Raw genomic sequence first — 17,383 nt, 5'->3', positions numbered from 1 at the left:
TTGATATACACCCAGTATATCACACGAGCTATACTCGATTCCTGTGCAATGTGTGGAAACCATGGGTGCTGCCTCACACTCCGCCTTGATTCCATCCATGGATGAAAAAAAGTTCCGGACGTGTCGAACCCGACGCGCCGGAACTCTTCCCTTCAATCCGCAGTCAATAGAATGCCCTTCTCCGATCGGGTCTATGTACGATCCGCGAACGGTCCCTATTGTTTGCTTAACTTCCATGTATCGATCGGCATGCCGTCCAAGAACCGGTAGTAATCGTAATAAAACCGGCTTCCATCTTGGTCATCCCGCTTATAGAGCACTTCCCACACATACTCTCCGTCCAGCTTGCCGGGCAGCACCCGCTTGATCTCCACGTCCCCGCCCTTCTGACTCACCAGGTTGCGGATATAGTCCTCGGTCACGCCGCCGCCGTCTCCCAAGTACTCCATGTGCACTTCATCGTCCCCGACCCATGCGACACCTTCCTTGCCGGCGAAATCTTTGCCGAACACGATCGTATACGCCTGCTCGCCCCGAAACGACTCCATACGCGTCACTTCCGAAATGTACGTATTTTGGGTGACCGTCTCGGCCGCTTGAGCCTGTACGGTCCATTGATCGTTCTGGACGGCGATGTAGAACTTCGAGAGTAGAATGATGGCTATGATAAGGAGCCCGATGACTCCGGCGATGATCTTCTTCATCCTTGTGTCAGTCCCTCGAAGGCGCGCTGGGCATCGTACTTGATCTTCTCCTCGTCCAGCGTCGTCAGTTCGCCGCCCCGAAGGAGACAGCGCCCGTCGACGTATACGTCCGTAACATCCTTAGCAGAAGCGGAGTACACGACATGGGAGCTGAAATCGGTTTTAGGCAGGAAATGCGGCTGGTCGATGTCGATCGCGATGAAATCCGCCTTCATGCCCGCCTGCAGCACGCCGATGTCGTTCAACCAAATCGATCTCGCCCCGGTCACCGTCCCCATGCGCAGCGCTTCGGTTGCCGGCACGGCCGTCGGATCGCCCGATGTGCCCTTGTGCAGCAGGGCGGCGAGCCGCATCTCCTCGAACATGTCGAGGTTGTTGTTGCTGGCCGAGCTGTCCGTCCCGAGGGAGACGAGCACGCCGGCCCGGAGCAGCTCCGGCACGCGGGCAATGCCGCTCGCGAGCTTGAGATTGCTGCCCGGATTGTGCGAGACCCGCACGTCGTACTTGGCCAGCGTGGCGATCTCCTCGTCGGTCAAGTGCACCGCGTGCGCCACGAGACATGGCCGCGAGAACACGCCAAGCTTCTCGAGGTGGGCGACCGGACGCAGGCCGTATTGCTCTTCGTTCTCCGCGACTTCCCGTCTCGATTCGGACATATGGGTGTGGAGGGGCAAGTTCAAGTCATGCGCCGCTTGCACGATCCGCTCGATGTAATCCGGCGGGCACGTATACGGAGCATGGGGCGACATCATCGCCGTGATCCGTCCGTTCGCCTGGCCGTGCCAGTTGCGGGCGAACGCGGTCGCCTCGTCCAGCTTCATCTGCTGTACATCCGGCGGGCACAACCCGATCACGCCGCGCGTCAGTACCGCCCGCATCCCGGACTGCTCCACCGCGCGCGCCACCTCGTCCATATGATCGTACATATCGACGAAGCACGTCGTGCCGCCCTTCAGCATCTCCGCGATCGACAGCAGCGTGCCGGCGCGGACGTCCGCTCCCGTGAACTTGGCTTCATTCGGCCACATTTTCTCCTGCAGCCATACTTGCAGCGCCAGGTCGTCTCCGTATCCACGCAGCAAGGACATCGCCGCATGCCCGTGCGTATTCACGAGACCCGGCATATACAGCCGATGCGTCCCGTCGATGATTTCGTCATACGCTTGAGACGCATCCGGCTCCTCTTCCCCTATGTAGACGATACGATCTCCTTCGATCACCATGTATCCTTTTATAATAGGAACGGTATCCTGTAAAGTAAGAAAACGTCCGTTTTTGATCAACGTCCTGGTCATGCGGGCCTGTCCATCCTTTCGAGAAGTAAGATATGGTTTCAATGTACCCGTTCACGGCTGCAAAAGCAAGAAACGTTTCCGGGCTGTCACAGTTCGGACACATCTGTATAAGCGGGAAATCCGGTTTAATAATAACTGCCCAAATGCATTGCAAATGCTAAGGCATGTATGATAATTTTAATTTTGTGTAAAAAGGACAACCTAATTTCATTCTTGCGGACGATGGAGGTCATGGACTTGATGATTTTTAATAAAAAAGGGGATATCGATTTTCTCAACCTGCTCATCCAGAGCGCGGAGAATACCCTGAAAGGGGCGCAGATGTTCCGCAACGCGATGATGGGCGACAAACCCCCGGCCACATTCTACGATGTGTTGAAGGAAATGGAGAACAAAGGCGATTCGATCACCCATGAGATTTTCAAGGGGCTGAACAAAGTGTTCATTACCCCGCTCGACCGCGAAGACATCATGGAGCTTGCATCCAAGCTCGACGACGTCATGGACGGCATCGAGGCTTCCATCGCCCGCTTCGATTACTTGAACATCCCGTTCACGAATCAATATATGAAGGATTTCTCCGAGGTGATCGTCGGCTCCTGCGAACACATGCTGACCGCGTTCAAGCTGTTGTCCAAGAAAAAGTACATGCAGATTCGCGAGCATACGGTCCACATCAACTCCCTGGAAAATGAAGGCGACCGCCTGATGCGCGAAGGCATCCGCGAGATTTTCACCAACCCGAAAGACCCTTACCACGACTTCAAGCTGAAGGAATTGTACGAGCGTCTCGAAGAAACGACGGACAGATGCGAGGACGTGGCCGATATTCTGGAGAGTGTCGTGCTGCGCTACGCTTAACGGTCGGGCTTGAAAACTTGCAATGCCGCAGTGCCACGGGAGGACAAGCCTCCCTACGTTGTCTAGGAGGAACTCATGCTCACGCTTATTATTGCCATTGTAGTGCTTGCCTTGCTATTCGACTTTATCAACGGGTTCCATGACACGGCCAATGCGATCGCCACCTCGATCTCGACGCGGGCGATGTCTCCCCGGTTCGCCGTGCTCTATGCGGCGGTGCTGAACATCATCGGCGCCCTCGTATCGTCGGAGGTCGCCAAGACCGTGGGCGGCAAGATCGCGAACCCGGCCGATATCGAGAACGGGACGTACGTCGTCGTCGCCGCGCTGCTCTCCGCGATCTTGTGGAATTTGCTGACTTGGTATTTCGGGATTCCATCCTCCTCCTCTCATACGCTCATCGGCTCGCTCGCCGGGGCCGTTTTAGCCGGAGCGGGATCGGAAGCGCTCAACTGGGACGGTTTCCTCCAAATCGTGGAAATCTTGATCTTGTCCCCGATCATCGCATTCGCCGTCGGGTATGTCGTGATGACGCTGATCAAATATTTCATTCTCGGCACGGGCAACCGTTCCCGGTCCAAGCTGAACCGCGGCTTCCGTTCGTTCCAGGTTCTCTCGGCGGGGCTGCTGTCCTTCTCCCACGGAGGCAACGACGCGCAGAAGGCGATGGGCATCATCGTCTTCGCGCTCGTGGCCGGGGGATATCAAAGCACGCTCGACGTGCCGCTCTGGGTGAAGCTCTCCGCCGCTACCGCGATGGGGCTCGGCACGTCCATCGGCGGCTGGCGCATCATTAAGACAGTCAGCAAGAAGATTATGAAGATTGAGCCGGTGAACGGCTTCGCGTCGGACTTGTCGTCCTCGATCGTCATCCAGACGTCGACGCACATGGGGCTGCCGCTCTCGACGACCCACGTCATCACGTCGTCGATCATCGGGACGGGGAGCGTAATCCGCTTCAAGGACGTGAAGTGGGGCACGGTGACGCGGATGGTGCTGACGTGGATCATTACGATTCCGATCAGTATCGCGCTTGCTTACATCATTTACAAGCTGATGTTCGGCTTGTTGTAATGTGCGCAATAGAGAAAAGACCTGAGCGATTTGTCTCAGGTCTTTTTTGTGTTTCCATCTCAATTCCCCTGCAATTGCCCCGACTTCGTCTCCAGGTAGTAGGCCAAGCTCTGCAGCTCCGTCGTAAAATCGGCATGATGTACGCGGACCGCGTCCGGCACCTTGATAATGACCGGCGCGAAGTTCAGGATCGCCTCGATCCCGGCTTCCACGAGCTGATTCGCTACACTCTGCGCTTCCGGAGCCGGCACCGTAATGATGCCGATCCGGACTTTATGACGGATGAGCGTCTCCTTGAGCTCGGCGACCGGCTGCACCTTCAAGTTGTTGATTTGCTCCCCTACGCGCACGGGCGAGGCGTCGAAGACGGCGACGATTTTCATATTGTCTTGCAAGTAGGCATTATAATTGCACAGCGCCCGGCCCAGGTTGCCCGCGCCAATCAGCACAACGGGTATGAGCTGATCGAGCTTCAGAATCTGGCGGATTTTCTCGATTAAATACGGGACATCGTAGCCGATTCCCTTTTTGCCGAACTCTCCAAAATAGGCGAGGTCCTTGCGAATTTGCGCCGGGTTCGCGTTGAGCTTCTGACCGAGGTCCTGAGACGATACCATATGGATGTTGCGCTTATTCAGCTCGTTGAGGAATCGCAAGTACACGGGCAGACGCCGAACGACCGCTTCCGAGATTTTAGGCGTTTTCACTACTATCACTTCCCATCCAGCTATGAATTCGGGGGACGAGCTGAGTGACGCTCATGTGCTCGATCTTCGGTCCCGGCAGCGAGTATAGAAAATTCCTGCCGTACGTCGTCTCCAACACCCGCGTGTCGTATAGAATGACGACGCCCCGATCGGTAGAACGGCGCACGAGGCGGCCGAATCCTTGCTTGAACCGGATGACCGCTTGCGGAACGGACAATGCCGTGAACGGATTTTGCTGCTGCTTCTTCAGATGGTCGCTCTTCGCCTCGGTCATCGGATGGTTCGGCGGCTGGAACGGCAGCCGCACGATCGCGAGGCAGCTGAGCGCGTCGCCGGGTATGTCTACGCCTTCCCAGAAGCTGCTCGTCCCAAGCAGCACGCAGGCGGCCTGCTCCTGGAACAGCCGGGTCAGCTTCGTCCGATTGCTGCTGTCGATCCCTTGGCCGAGCACGTGAATGCCGCTCGCCTTGAGCTCTTCCTTCAAGTCTTGATGTACGAGCTTCAGCATCCGGTACGAGGTGAACAGGACGAGCATCCGGCCTTGCGTCTCAATCGCCACATCGCGCAGCGACTTCACAAGTGCCGAGAGGAAGGCGGCTTCGCCAGAAGGTCCTTTGATGCTCGGAAAATCCCGCGGAATCAGCACAAGCGCCTGCTTCCGGTACTCGAACGGCGAGGGGAGCTGCACCGTACGGAGCTTCGGCGTGTCCCGGAACGGCTCCAAGCCGAGCTGGCTGCTGCTGTAGTGAAACGACTTGTTGACGGACAAGGTCGCGGACGTAAGCACGACGCTGTCCTTCACGTCGAAGAAGTATCCTTTGAGCAGCTCGCTGACATCAAATGGCGCATAAAGCAGCTGAATCGATTTGCTGCGGAAGTATGGCGTTGCCTCGAGCCAGTATACATAGTTCTCATTGTTCATCTGCATAAAGAAACGCAGCGTATCCCGGCAGCGAGCGAGCTGCTTGACCGTGCCGGACGTGTCGGTCAACAGGCCGCTGATGCCCATATCGTCGGCTTTGTCCTTCAACTCGTTGGCGAGCCGATCGAGCTTTTTCGTGATTTCCGTCAGCTCAAGGTAGATGTTCTCTTCTATCGTCACAAGCGACTTCCATTGTCGGGGCAACTGACCCGGCTTCATGCGCCGCTGGAACTGCCCGCCCTCCGCCGCCTGAGAATCGCCGTTCTCCGAGACGAGCTGGAACAGCAGCTCGGTCAGCTGATCCCATTCTTCCTTGACCCGGACGAGGCGGGGATATACGCTGTCGATCCAGTCGAGCCACTCGGCGGACGCTTCCGCACCCGCTCTGGACAGGCTGCCGTGCAGCACGGGCAGCTGTCCGCTATTCGCGTCCTTATACAGCCGCGTGAGCGCGTTCAGCATCCCCATGTAGCTGAGCTCCGACCCAAGCAGCTTGGAGGCGACCTCCTCGAAGTGATGCGCCTCGTCGACGACCAGATGCTTGTAGCCCGGCAGCAGCCGGTTCTCGGCTTGCACGTCGGTGAGCAGGAGCGAATGGTTCGTTATGACGACATCGGCGATCGACGCTTCGTGACGCGCCCGGTGGAAGAAGCACTTCTTGAACCAGGGGCATGCCCGGTTCAGGCAAGAATCCGTGTCGCTCGCCACCGTATGCCAGAATTCCCGGCCCCGATTCCCGAAGTAAATCTCCTCTTCGTCGCCATGCTTCGTCTCCGTCAGCCAGACGATCATCTGGGCTGCCATCAGCCGATCGTCCTTGTCTGCCGCATAGTCGCTGATCTGCAGCTTTTGCTCGAATTTGCGCAGGCATAAGTATCGGCTGCGGCCCTTGAGCACCGACGCCCGGAACGGAACCGGCACGATATCCTGCAGGAGCGGGATGTCGCGCTCCCTTAGCTGCTCCTGCAGATTGATCGTATGGGTGCTGACGATCATCTTCTTGGCTTCCCGGAGGCCATGGTATAGCGATGGAATCAAGTAGCCGAGCGATTTGCCCGTGCCGGTGCCCGCTTCGAGAATCAGATGCTGGTCGCTTGCGAAGGCCGTCTGCACTTCTTCGATCATTTGCTTCTGCGCCGGCCGCTCCTCGTAATGCTCGAATCGCTCCTTCAGATTCGTCTGAATCGAATCATAGAACGCTTCGAACGTCATTTCCTCGGGGAAGGCTGACACCCCCTCCTCCCGGGCCGGCGTCTCCAAGTCCCAATTGTCCACGCTCATGGCGAATTGCCGGAAATACCGGTGCTGTTCGGGATCCAGGCTGATCTGTGTTTCCTTCCATAGGCGAACTTCATGCAGGAACCAGGCAAAATCGCTGAACTCCATCTCGTACAGCTGCGACAGCCGCTGGAGTGTCAGGAGCGGCAGGCTCTCGAGACGCTCCAGGCACCGCAGCCAGATCAGTCCTGTCGCTTCCGCATCCGAATCGGCCCGGTGCGGCTGATCGTGGGCGATGCCGAAGGTTCCGCTTACCATCGACAACTGTAAGGTGGGCATACCCGGGTACAAAACTCGGAGGAATCCGATCGTATCCAGCACTCGGCCGGAGAAAGCGTTGTACCCGCTCGTCTCGAGCGCACGCTGAAGAAACGCCAAGTCGAACGCCGCATTGTGAGCAACGACGACGGAATCCTCCAGATACGGCAGCATCTCCGCCACCACATCTCCAAGCTCCGGCGCCTCTTGCACCATCTCATTCGTAATGCCCGTTAACTCGATGATGAAGTCCGGAATCGTCTTGTTCGGTTTGACGAAGGCGGAATAGCGGTCCGTTAGTTGTCCATCCTCTATAACAACAAGACCAACCTGTATGATCTCATCCGAAGGTTGGTCTCCTGTAGTTTCGAAATCAATTACCGTAAATTTCATCAGGTACAGTCAACCCTTTCTGCACATTCCCCTCTAAGCATACCAAAACGATGCCGCGGAAGAAAGAGTGAATCCATTCCTTCTCCGGGCATCGTCGGTTCGGTGCAGGTACGATTAATGCAGCATTTGAGGAGCGGACGCGGGCAATCCGGCTTGCTTCGCGCAAACTTCCAGGTTGATGACGGGTTGAATGCACGACGGATCTGCCATATAAGCCAACTTGAAAAAATGCTCGGCTTGCTCCAGATTTTCGTTTTTCGCTTGAATGCAGCCCATCGCGTTGTAAGAAATGGCCTTCATCGGAGCATGGTCGGTTAAGGAAATAATGAACTTAAAATGGCGGTACGCTTCCATTTCGTTCCCGCTGCGCATATAACCCATCGCCAAGTACAGCCGCGCCAGCATGAAGTCGGGATATTGCTTGACCACTTGCTCAAACGAACGGATCGCATGGTCGAACATCATGAGCTGGAAATACCCTTGCCCTTTCGTAAACGCTTCGGATTGATGTCCCGGCTCCGGCGAGCCTTGCGGCAGCTCGGGATGGGCGAATACAGGCGAAGGCTGCTGGGTGAGGTTATGCGCGATTTTGCCGAACCGTTCCTCGAATTTCAGCCATTCCTCGATCAGATGATCGCTCATGCTCTTGAGGGCGTTCAGCTTCTGACTCAGCTCCTGCTTCAGGGCCGGCTCGGCCGTCGCGTAATCATGTTCAATCTCATCCAGAACGTCATTCATCGTCTCGAACAGCTGCTTGATCATGACATCCCACCTTATGCTGAAGGTTGTAGCCGCTTCTTCTCGAACGGGTTACACAATCGTGGAATGAGTCTCCGTCGTATTGACCGTATCGATCACTTGATTATTCGGCCCCATGAAGGCGATTTTCGGTTGATTGGTCTTGGCTTCTTCGTTCGACATCAGGGCATAAGCGATAATAATGACGGTATCCCCTACCTGGACGAGCCGCGCCGCCGCCCCGTTCAGGCAGATGACGCCGGAGCCCCGCGGCCCCGGAATCACGTAGGTTTCGAGCCTCGCTCCATTGTTATTATCCACGATTTGAACTTTTTCATTAGGCAATATGTCGACCAAATCCATCAAATCCTCGTCAATCGTGATGCTCCCGATGTAGTTCAGATTGGCTTCCGTGACGGTCGCCCGATGGATTTTGGACTTCATCATCGTCCGAAACATATCGGTCACCTCCTGTTCAGGATTGTATTGTCGATCAGCCGCGTCCGGCCGAATTTGACGGCCAGCGCGATCAGAACGGGCTGATCCGTGGCAAGCGTCTCTACAGGCTGCAGAGACGGATACGTGCGAATATCTATATAATCGATAACGGCTAAAGGTGCGGTGCTGATATGCGATTCCAGACGGCTGCGCAGCTCTTCAGCGGTGATCGAGCCGGCATGGGTCGCCGTCAGGTCCTCCGCGAGCTTGAGCGCTTGGGACAGCACGAGCGCCTGCTTCCGCTCCTCCTCGGACAAGTACACATTGCGCGAGCTCATCGCCAAGCCGTCGGGTTCCCTCAGCGTAGGGCACGGCACGACGGTCAGCGGCATGTTCAGATCCTGAACCATTTGCTCGATGACGGCCACCTGCTGGGCGTCCTTCTGTCCGAAGTACGCCCGGTCCGGCTGCACGATGTTGAACAGCTTCGCGACGACCGTCGCCACCCCTTCGAAATGCCCCGGCCTCGACGCGCCGCAAAGGACGTCCGTAATCTCGTTCACGACGACTTTCGTCTTCGTCGGATATTGGGGGTACATCTCTTGAACGGAAGGGATGAAGACGAAATCCGCGCCCGCCTCCGCGGCCAATCGGGTGTCGCGCTCATTGTCGCGCGGATATTTGTCGAAATCCTCGTTCGCCCCGAACTGGAGCGGGTTCACGAAGATGCTCACCACGACGATATCGCATTCCTGGCGAGCGCGGTCGATCAAGCTCAGGTGTCCGGCGTGCATATAACCCAGCGTGGGCATAAAGCCTACGCGCGGTTCGCGGTCGAGAAGCGTAGCCCGAAGCTCCTGCTTTCGCGCCGCGATGGCCGCTCGCAGCTGTTGGATCGTTGTATGGACTTGCATTACAATTCTCTCCCTTGTAAGTACGAATCGGGTTGCATGACTGCCGTTATTCCTTGTCCGACTCGTCGCGGTGATGGCCGTACAGCTGTCCGAGCTCGAGGTCCGTATGGAACGAATGCTCTTCCGCCGGGAAGCTGCGCGCCTTCACCTCCTGGACATACCGGGCGATGCCGTCACGTATATGGTCTCCAAGGTTGGCGTAAGCTTTTACGAACTTTTTGGGAACCGGGTCGGCGGTATATTGCAGCACGTCGTGGAACACTAGCACTTGGCCGTCGCAATGCTTGCCTGCGCCGATGCCGATCGTCGGGATCGACAGCCGCCGCGTGAGGAGCTCCGACAGCTCGTCGGTGACGAGCTCCACGACGATGGCGAACGCGCCCGCTTGCTCTAGCGCCAGGGCGTCGTCCAACAGCTTTTGGGCTTGGGCCGACGTCTTGCCCTGCACCTTGTAGCCGCCGATCTGGAATACCGATTGCGGCGTCAGGCCGATGTGCCCCATAACCGGGACCCCCGCCTTCACGATCGCATCGACGGTCTGTGCGATCTCGATGCCGCCCTCCATCTTGACCGCCTGGCCGAGCCCTTCGCGCATAATGCGGCCGACCTGGGTCAAAGTGTGGTCGATCGTGCCGTGATACGTCAGGAACGGCAAATCCGTCACGACCAAGGGCCGGCTCACCGCCCGGGTGACCGCCTTCGTGTGGTAGATCATGTCGTCGAGCGTGACCGGCAGCGTCGATTCGTAACCGAGTACCACATTGCCGAGCGAATCGCCCACCAGGATGACGTCGACGCCCGCCTGTTCGGCGAGACGAGCCGACGGATAATCGTAAGCGGTAATCATGGAGATCGGGATGCCGTCGGCTTTCATTTTGCGCATGCGGGTCGTGCTCATTTTTTTCGTTTCCACTGGATCCACCTGCTTTCGTAGGATGGCTCCGGGCCATGGATGACTAAAAAGCCTCTTCAACCGGCAGGCTGAAGAGGCTTCGAAATGCAGCAGGAATCAATCTTGCGATTGGTTTCCGTCTCGGTCCCTTCGGCTCAGAGCAGAAAACATTGCAATGCGTACGCATTTGCCCTCATTATGGCCAAATGCTTCAATAAAATTGCGACTTGCTTCGAGTGCAGCTCCGGAAAATGCGAATACCGCCTCTATGGCTACAGTATAGCAAACTTTCGTGAAAGTTTCACGACATTTTCAACAATTCGGCAAAAACCGATTAGGCGTGCTGGATCTCCGCCGAGTAGAGCTTGATGGTGTCCCCGGCCTCCGTCTCGACGATCAACGCCCCCATCTCGTCGATGGCGAGCGCGGTTCCCGTGATCGTGCCTTTCGCCGTATTCGCTCGGACCTGGCCGCCGAGCGACATCGTGAGCGCCTCCCAGGAGGTGCGAATCGGCTCGAAGCCGTGTTCGTGATACAACGTGTACAGAGCTTCGAATTCTTCGAGCACGAGGGTAAGAAGGGCGATACGGTCGATCTCGCGCCCTGCTGCTAAACGCAGCGAGGTAGCGATCGGCCGGAGCTCATCCGGATAATCGTCCTGCTCCAGATTGACGCTGATCCCGATGCCGGCGATGACATAGCGCAGCCGCTCGTCTTCGGCGACCGACTCGAGCAGAATGCCGCACACCTTGCGGCCTTCGATCAGAATATCGTTCGGCCATTTAATGGCTGCCGGGACACCGGCTAGCTTGCGTATCGCCCGGCAGACCGCAACGGCTGTCAGCAGCGTCAACTGCGGGGTGAAGTGCATCGGGATCGTCGGCCGCAGCACGAGGCTCATCCAGATGCCTTTGCCTTTGGGGGAATGCCAAGCTTTCCCCATCCGGCCGCGGCCGGCCAGCTGCTGCTCGGCCACGACGAGCGTGCCTTCGTCCGCGCCTTCCAGCGCCAGCTGGTGGGCGACCGTCTGCGTCGAGTCGACCTCGTCCAGCAGCTTCAAGCGGCGGCCCATCGTCCGAGTCTTCAGCGCGGCCAGCAGCTTGACCGCCGACCAGCGGTCGGGCTGCCGCAGCAAGCGATAACCGCGGCGCGAGACGGCCTCGAACTCGTAGCCCGCTTCCTTCAGCGCCTGGATATGCTTCCAGATGGCTGTGCGGCTGCACTGCAGCATCTCGCTCAGCTGCTCGCCGGACACGAACTCATCGGCGTGTTGTTCGAATATGGCTAGAATGCGGTCATTCATCGTGCGCATCCCTCTCGATCTGTTGGCGTGCGGCTTCCAGCAGCCGCTCTCGTTCATTCGGCAGCCGACCGAGCGCTACGGCCAGCAGCAGGTCGTCCAGCAGCCGGCCGAGCCACGGGCCGCCCGGCCGCCCGAGCGCGGCGAGCACGTCGCGCCCGCCCAGCGCGAGCTCGCCGACGCGCGTCGCCGGCACCGCCTGCAGCCAATCCGTGCCGGATTGGTGCAGGCGGTGCCGCCGTGCGTCCCTCGGCGCGCGGCCGGCGCGCGGCGGCGCGGCGGCGCCGGGCGCGAGCAGGCGCAGCCAGCCGCGCACGGCGTCCGCGCCGTAGCGCACGGCGGCGCGCGCCAGCGCCTCGCGCAGGGGCGCGTCCGCGGCGGCGGGCGCCTCGGCGAGCTGCGGCGCCATCCAAGCCTCGACGCGCAGCAGCGCGGTGATGGTGCTCGTCTTGTCAGAGGAGAACCGCAGGCGGGAGAAGCCCTCCCGCGCCTCCTCCGTCCCGACGCCTTGCTGAAGCAGCCAGTACGCCCAACGCAAGTCCGCTCCCTCGAGCACGTTCAAGGGCCCGGGCCACAGCTCCGAAGGCCCGCCTGGTTCCGGCTCGTCTCCATCCGCCATAGCAGCCGGCCAAGGCAAAGCTTCCTTCGTATGCTGCAGCAGCCGGCTCTCGCCCAGCAACCGAATGCCGAGATCCGGCCCCGCTCCGCCTATGATTTTATCCAGCTCCGCCTGCACCCGCTCCATCGCGATATAACGAAGGAGCGGCGCGTGCTCCAGCAGCGCTTGCCAAGTGGCGGCCTCGATCTGCAGGCCATACTCGCAAGCGAAGCGGATGCACCGCAGCATGCGGAGCGCATCTTCCTCGAACCGCTCCTTCGCCTCGCCCACGCAGCGAAGAACGCCGCGCTTCAGATCGTCCCGCCCCCCGAAGGGGTCGACGATCGAGCCGTCGGCATCCATGGCGATGGCATTGATCGTGAAGTCCCGGCGGTTCAAATCCTCTTGCAGCTCCGAGACGTATTCGACTGACTTCGGGCGCCGGTGATCGGCATAGTCCGTTTCCCGCCGAAACGTCGTCACTTCATATGGAATCCTTTCCTCCACGACCGTGACGGTTCCGTGCTGCAGCCCGGTTGGGATGGAATGGGGAAACAGCCGCATCACATCATCCGGCGTGGCGGAGGTCGCTATATCGATATCCTTCAGCGGCCTGCCGAGGAGCTTGTCCCTCACGCAGCCCCCGACCCAAAATGCCTCATAGCCTTGGGTCGTCAGCTGCCTCAGCAGTCGTTTCCCTACTTGCTCCATCCGTTCCGACATCGTTTCAATCTCCTACTTGCACGATTTAACCGGCTTATTCCGACCGATCGCTTTACGCCTTGCAAAGCTCATCCACGTTATACATCGGCATCGGACGTCCGAGCACGCGGTAGTAGATCTCTTCATATTGGATCGTGATCAGATCGTTGCAAAACTTCGTACGCGCCCGGTCCAGGCATGCCTTCGACATCGCCTCATACAGGCCGGGATCGGACAACAGCCGGATCGCGTGCTCCGCCATCGTCTGCGTATCGCCAATATCGGCCAAATAACCGGTTTCGCCATGGGTGATCAGCTCGGGAATCCCGCCGGCGTTGGAGCCGATCGTAGGAACCCCGCACGCCATCGCCTCGAGGGCGACCAAGCCGAAGCTTTCCTTCTCCGATGGCAGCAGCATGACGTCCGCGAGCGAGATAATCTGGGCCACGTCGTCCTGCTTCCCACAGAACAGCACCCGTTCGGTCAAGCCCAGCTCCTTTACCTTGCAGATCATTTTGGACAGCTCCGGCCCTTCCCCCACGAACATCAGCCGCGACTTCACCTTCTTGTTCACTTCGGCGAAAATGTCGATGACATCCCCAATGCGCTTCACAGGACGGAAGTTCGAGATGTGGATCAACAGCTTCTCGTCCGGGCGCGCATATTCCCGGCGCAAATTCGTCACGTCTCGCGGATAATACACCCGTTTGTCCACGAAGTTGTAAGCCAGATCGATGCGAACGTCCGTCTCGATCGCCTGCCGCGTCTCATGAATGAGGTCCTGCGATACCGCCGTCACCGCGTCGCTCTTCTCCAGCGCCAGCCGAATGATGTCGCTCATCGACTCATCTTGCCCGAGCACCGTAATATCGGTTCCGTGCAGCGTCGTGACGACCTTCAGGTGGCTGCCGACCATCTCCTTGGCCAGATAGGCGCAGACGGCATGCGGAATCGCATAGTGCACATGCAGCAGGTCGAGCTGCTCCATCTTGGCGACTTGCGCAAGCTTGCTGGCCAGCGCCAAGTCATAGGGAGGGTATTTGAACACGTAATAGTTGCTGACTTCGACTTCGTGATAATAAATGTTCTTATGAAACTTCCCGAGGCGAAACGGAACGCTATGCGTAATGAAATGAACCTCATGGCCTTTTTCCGCCAGCAGCTTCCCCAATTCCGTAGCGACGACGCCCGATCCTCCTAGCGACGGGTAACACGTAATGCCGATCTTCAATCGGTCGCTCACCGCGATTCCTCCTCCCAGACTGCCTGCATCGAGTCTCCGTTAGTTCTATAGTATTCCGCGATCGATTAGAATAGATGAACGGAATAAGGCAGCTTGCTCACAAAGCCTTCGGCGAACGCTACCCCGCACTTCTGCCCCAAGAGCGAATCGCGGGCTTCCACCCGCTCCAGATACCCTTGGTTCAGCGGAGTCGGCACGAATGCATTGCCGCTCGCCGCGGGATTGAATTGCGTGGCGTACGCTCGGAGCGACCGGCGCTTCGCCTCGTAATGGTCCGTCCCGTCCACGGTCAGATCGGCTTCGTATACATCGTTGATAAAATAATAGTACGTTTGCTCTACAGGATGAGAAACAAGCCCGGATTCGGGCGCGTAGTTCCTAAGCTTGGCGTTGAAGACGGCCTCTTGAACGAGATGGCTGCACGCCACATGATCCGGATGGCGGTCCATCCAATAAGGCGCGAATACGATCCGGGGACGGTGTCTCCGAATCTCGAGCGTTATGGCGCGTATATGGTCGGGCGTCACATACAGTCCTCGGTCCGGCAGGCCCAGGTTCGTTCGAACCGTTACGCCGAGCTCGGCGGATGCGGCCTTCGCTTCCTGCTGGCGCGTCTCCACCGTCCCGTTCGAGGACATTTCCGCCAAAGTCAGGTCGCATAGCCCGACGCGATATCCATTCGCCGTATGCTTGGCGATTGTCGCCCCCATGCCGATCTCGGCATCGTCCGGATGCGCCCCGAAGATCAGAATATCGAGCGGCTGCTGGTTCATTCCGATACCTCGGGCTTGTACTTATGGACAAGCTCCCGCCATGCGAAATCTCCGCGATCGAGCGACTTCACCAGCATCTCGGCGGTGGCGATGTTCGTGGCGCATGGAATGCCTTGAACATCGCACAGCCGCAGGAGGGCGATAATATCCGGCTCGTGCGGCTGTGCCATGAGCGGATCGCGGAGGAAGATGAGCAGGTCCATCTCGTTCTTCGCCACGAGCGCGCCGATCTGCTGGTCGCCTCCTAGCGGCCCTGACATGAAGCGATGCACGTTCAACCCGGTTGCTTCCATAATTTTAGTTCCCGTCGTCCCGGTTGCGTACAGCTTGTGCTTCTGGAACACCTGCTCATAGGCGGTGACGAAATTGACCATCTCTTCTTTTTTGCGGTCATGGGCGATTAGTGCGATGTTCAACATGGCTACTCCTCCACTCCTGCATGCCGGACGGTATGCCGGCTGCCGGTTCTATGTAGATCAGTTCACTTCGGGTCAGTCGATGAAATGCTCGAAGCCGTACACGATGCCTTGCAGCTCCATGACCTTCTTGACGGCAATGTTGACGCCCGGCATATAGCCTGCGCGCTCATACGAATCATGGCGAATCTTGAGCGTCTGGCCATGACCGCCGAAGATGACTTCCTGCTGCGCGAATACCCCCGGAAGCCGAACGCTGTGAATGCGGAAGCCGTTGTACAACCCGCCGCGCGCGCCCTCGATCGTCTCGGTCTCGTTCGGATTGCCCTGACGGAACTCTTCGCGGTTCGCCGCGATCAGCTCGGCCGTCTTGATCGAAGTCCCGGACGGAGCGTCCAGCTTCTGATCGCCATGGTACTCGATGATTTCCACGTGCGGCATATATTTCGCTGCCTGCGCGGCGAATTTCATCATTAGAATGGCGCCGATGGAGAAATTCGGAGCGATGATGCCGCCGATGCCGTTCTCCCGGCACAGCTTGTCCAACTCTTCAATATCATCCGGTGTGAAGCCCGTCGTCCCGATCACCGGACGTACCCGATTCGCGATCGCTATGCGGCTGTTGGCCATGACCGAGTGCGGCGTCGTGAAATCCACTAGCACGTCCGCCTTCGATTGCAGCAGAACGGCGTCCAGCTCCGAGCTTACGAGCACGCCGCACTCGTCATACCCGATTAGTTTCGCAATGTCTTTGCCTTCGTTCGACCGGTCTACGGCCGCCACGAGTTGGAGCGTCGGATCGTCCAGCACCATTTTTACGACTTCGCGGCCCATCCTCCCGCTTGCTCCGGCTACGGCTACTTTTATGTTTGAATTCATTAAGAGATCTCCTTTAACGGTTAGAGTATAATTCGTTCTGCTCCAGCTGCTGCAGCAAGTGCCGGGCATCCTCCCTCATCGGGTCCAGCCTGAGCGCTTCCTTCAGCGTCTCGGCGGCCGATGCGTATCGTCGCAGCCCCGTGTAGGCTACCCCGAGCAGCAAATAGGCTTCCAAGAACAGCCCATCCAGTTGGATCGCCCGCTTGAGCATCTCGGCGGCGCTCTGCAAATCGCCGATGCCTTGCTCCATGCGGCGTCCGGCCTTCTTCACCAGCTCTCTTGCCCGGAGATGGTTGTAGTGCGTCCGATACGTCGGATCCAGCCGCATGGCCTCGCGCGCATGCATCAGGGCCGGGCTCAGCTTGTTGCTTCTGGCGTACGTTATCGAGAGCTTGTAATGAAATTCGGCATTGTCCGGCTCCTCCAGGACAGCTTGCTGGAACCATTCGATGGCCTGTTCGAAGTCGTGCTCCAGGATCGATTGGTACGCCAGCTTTATGTTCGAATTCCCGCTCATATGCCTCACCTCCTCTTACAGCATATGAGAGAGGTGCTTCTTAGGTGTTCTTTTTCGTCCAACGGTCCGCGTCCCGCGTCTGAAACTTGTGCATGACCCGGTCGTGCGCCTCCGTCAATTCGATGCCGAGCGAGTTCGCGAAGCAGATCGTGATGAACAAAATATCGCCCAGCTCCAGCTCGATGGAATTGTCGGCTTCGGTCGATTTCTTCGGCTTCTCGCCGAATTGATGGTTCACCTCTCGGGCGAGCTCGCCTACCTCTTCCGACATGCGGGCCAGCATCGCGAGCGGGCTGAAATATCCTTCTTTGAACTGGGAGATGTAGGCGTCCACTTCTTCCTGCATCGCCTTCATCGATTTGTCGGCCATAAGTCCCCCTTGTCTCCGGCAGCCTTGTCCAGGCTAGGTTTAACGGCGTTTTAAGACAATCGAATTTTGTCTATTCTACATGTTAACGCATCACAGTTTTGAACACAAATC

Annotated in this window: 18 protein-coding genes; 2 read left to right on the top strand and 16 right to left on the bottom strand. The window is 58.1% G+C overall.

Translation table 11 applies throughout. The annotated features are described in order from the left end of the window. Nucleotides 1-215: 215 nt before the first annotated feature. Together ACI5FR_RS23180 and ACI5FR_RS23175 are read right to left on the bottom strand one after the other, a co-directional pair. Nucleotides 216-704 carry a cell wall elongation regulator TseB-like domain-containing protein gene (locus tag ACI5FR_RS23180; protein ID WP_405458769.1) on the bottom strand — a complete coding sequence of 163 codons (489 nt, stop codon included), beginning with the start codon at nt 702-704 and terminating at the stop codon, nt 216-218. Next, on the bottom strand, nt 701-1,999 hold the full coding sequence (locus ACI5FR_RS23175) for an amidohydrolase (RefSeq protein WP_405458767.1): 1,299 nt from the start codon (nt 1,997-1,999) through the stop codon (nt 701-703). The genes ACI5FR_RS23180 and ACI5FR_RS23175 overlap by 4 nt, the downstream gene beginning before the upstream one ends. Nucleotides 2,000-2,239: 240 nt before the next feature. On the opposite strand from ACI5FR_RS23175, the gene ACI5FR_RS23170 reads away from it, so the two are divergent. Then, entirely contained in the window at nt 2,240-2,860 is a 621-nt protein-coding gene (locus tag ACI5FR_RS23170) for a DUF47 domain-containing protein (RefSeq protein WP_405458766.1), read from the top strand. A 75-nt stretch (nt 2,861-2,935) separates the two neighbouring features. Next, the gene (locus ACI5FR_RS23165; RefSeq protein ID WP_405458764.1) at nt 2,936-3,934 is read left to right on the top strand and encodes an inorganic phosphate transporter; all 999 of its coding nucleotides are present in this window, start codon (nt 2,936-2,938) and stop codon (nt 3,932-3,934) included. A 59-nt stretch (nt 3,935-3,993) separates the two neighbouring features. Here the strand turns inward: ACI5FR_RS23165 and ACI5FR_RS23160 are convergent, their stop codons facing one another. The 14 genes from ACI5FR_RS23160 to ACI5FR_RS23095 form a co-directional block, all read right to left on the bottom strand. Continuing rightward, entirely contained in the window at nt 3,994-4,641 is a 648-nt protein-coding gene (locus tag ACI5FR_RS23160; protein ID WP_405458763.1) for a redox-sensing transcriptional repressor Rex, read from the bottom strand. Then, complete coding sequence (gene dinG, locus ACI5FR_RS23155; RefSeq protein WP_405458761.1) at nt 4,628-7,492, bottom strand: ATP-dependent DNA helicase DinG; 2,865 nt, start codon at nt 7,490-7,492, stop codon at nt 4,628-4,630. Before dinG ends, ACI5FR_RS23160 begins: the two co-directional genes overlap by 14 nt. 114 nt (nt 7,493-7,606) lie before the next feature. Next, the gene (locus tag ACI5FR_RS23150) at nt 7,607-8,254 is read right to left on the bottom strand and encodes a tetratricopeptide repeat protein (RefSeq protein ID WP_405458759.1); all 648 of its coding nucleotides are present in this window, start codon (nt 8,252-8,254) and stop codon (nt 7,607-7,609) included. A 48-nt stretch (nt 8,255-8,302) separates the two neighbouring features. Continuing rightward, nucleotides 8,303-8,689 carry an aspartate 1-decarboxylase gene (gene panD / locus ACI5FR_RS23145; RefSeq protein ID WP_405458757.1) on the bottom strand — a complete coding sequence of 129 codons (387 nt, stop codon included), beginning with the start codon at nt 8,687-8,689 and terminating at the stop codon, nt 8,303-8,305. Nucleotides 8,690-8,694: 5 nt separating this feature from the next. Further along, entirely contained in the window at nt 8,695-9,582 is an 888-nt protein-coding gene (gene panC / locus ACI5FR_RS23140; protein WP_405458754.1) for a pantoate--beta-alanine ligase, read from the bottom strand. A 46-nt stretch (nt 9,583-9,628) separates the two neighbouring features. Then, nucleotides 9,629-10,480 (bottom strand): 3-methyl-2-oxobutanoate hydroxymethyltransferase, encoded by an 852-nt coding sequence (gene panB / locus ACI5FR_RS23135; RefSeq protein WP_405458877.1) that lies wholly within the window; start codon nt 10,478-10,480, stop codon nt 9,629-9,631. 328 nt (nt 10,481-10,808) lie between these two features. Beyond that, nucleotides 10,809-11,777 carry a biotin--[acetyl-CoA-carboxylase] ligase gene (locus tag ACI5FR_RS23130; protein WP_405458752.1) on the bottom strand — a complete coding sequence of 323 codons (969 nt, stop codon included), beginning with the start codon at nt 11,775-11,777 and terminating at the stop codon, nt 10,809-10,811. Further along, nucleotides 11,770-13,095, bottom strand: a complete 1,326-nt coding sequence (locus ACI5FR_RS23125) for a CCA tRNA nucleotidyltransferase (protein WP_405458750.1) — start codon at nt 13,093-13,095, stop codon at nt 11,770-11,772. Before ACI5FR_RS23125 ends, ACI5FR_RS23130 begins: the two co-directional genes overlap by 8 nt. A 52-nt stretch (nt 13,096-13,147) precedes the next feature. Further along, complete coding sequence (gene bshA / locus ACI5FR_RS23120; RefSeq protein WP_405458747.1) at nt 13,148-14,317, bottom strand: N-acetyl-alpha-D-glucosaminyl L-malate synthase BshA; 1,170 nt, start codon at nt 14,315-14,317, stop codon at nt 13,148-13,150. Between the two features lie 65 nt (nt 14,318-14,382). Then, nucleotides 14,383-15,090, bottom strand: coding sequence for a bacillithiol biosynthesis deacetylase BshB1 (gene bshB1, locus ACI5FR_RS23115; RefSeq protein WP_405458746.1), 708 nt, complete (start codon nt 15,088-15,090; stop codon nt 14,383-14,385). Further along, nucleotides 15,087-15,509: a methylglyoxal synthase gene (gene mgsA / locus ACI5FR_RS23110; RefSeq protein WP_405458743.1), complete on the bottom strand. Its 423-nt coding sequence runs from the start codon at nt 15,507-15,509 to the stop codon at nt 15,087-15,089. Before mgsA ends, bshB1 begins: the two co-directional genes overlap by 4 nt. Nucleotides 15,510-15,581: 72 nt before the next feature. Next, entirely contained in the window at nt 15,582-16,385 is an 804-nt protein-coding gene (gene dapB / locus ACI5FR_RS23105) for a 4-hydroxy-tetrahydrodipicolinate reductase (protein ID WP_405458742.1), read from the bottom strand. 13 nt (nt 16,386-16,398) lie between these two features. After that, nucleotides 16,399-16,902, bottom strand: a complete 504-nt coding sequence (locus ACI5FR_RS23100; RefSeq protein WP_405458741.1) for a tetratricopeptide repeat protein — start codon at nt 16,900-16,902, stop codon at nt 16,399-16,401. A 40-nt stretch (nt 16,903-16,942) separates the two neighbouring features. Then, complete coding sequence (locus ACI5FR_RS23095; protein ID WP_405458739.1) at nt 16,943-17,272, bottom strand: nucleotide pyrophosphohydrolase; 330 nt, start codon at nt 17,270-17,272, stop codon at nt 16,943-16,945. Nucleotides 17,273-17,383: the final 111 nt, after the last annotated feature.

The organism is Paenibacillus sp. HJGM_3 (assembly GCF_045062745.1).
Taxonomy (GTDB): Bacteria; Bacillota; Bacilli; order Paenibacillales; family NBRC-103111; genus Paenibacillus_AA.
This window is presented reverse-complemented; position numbering and strand designations above follow the sequence as displayed.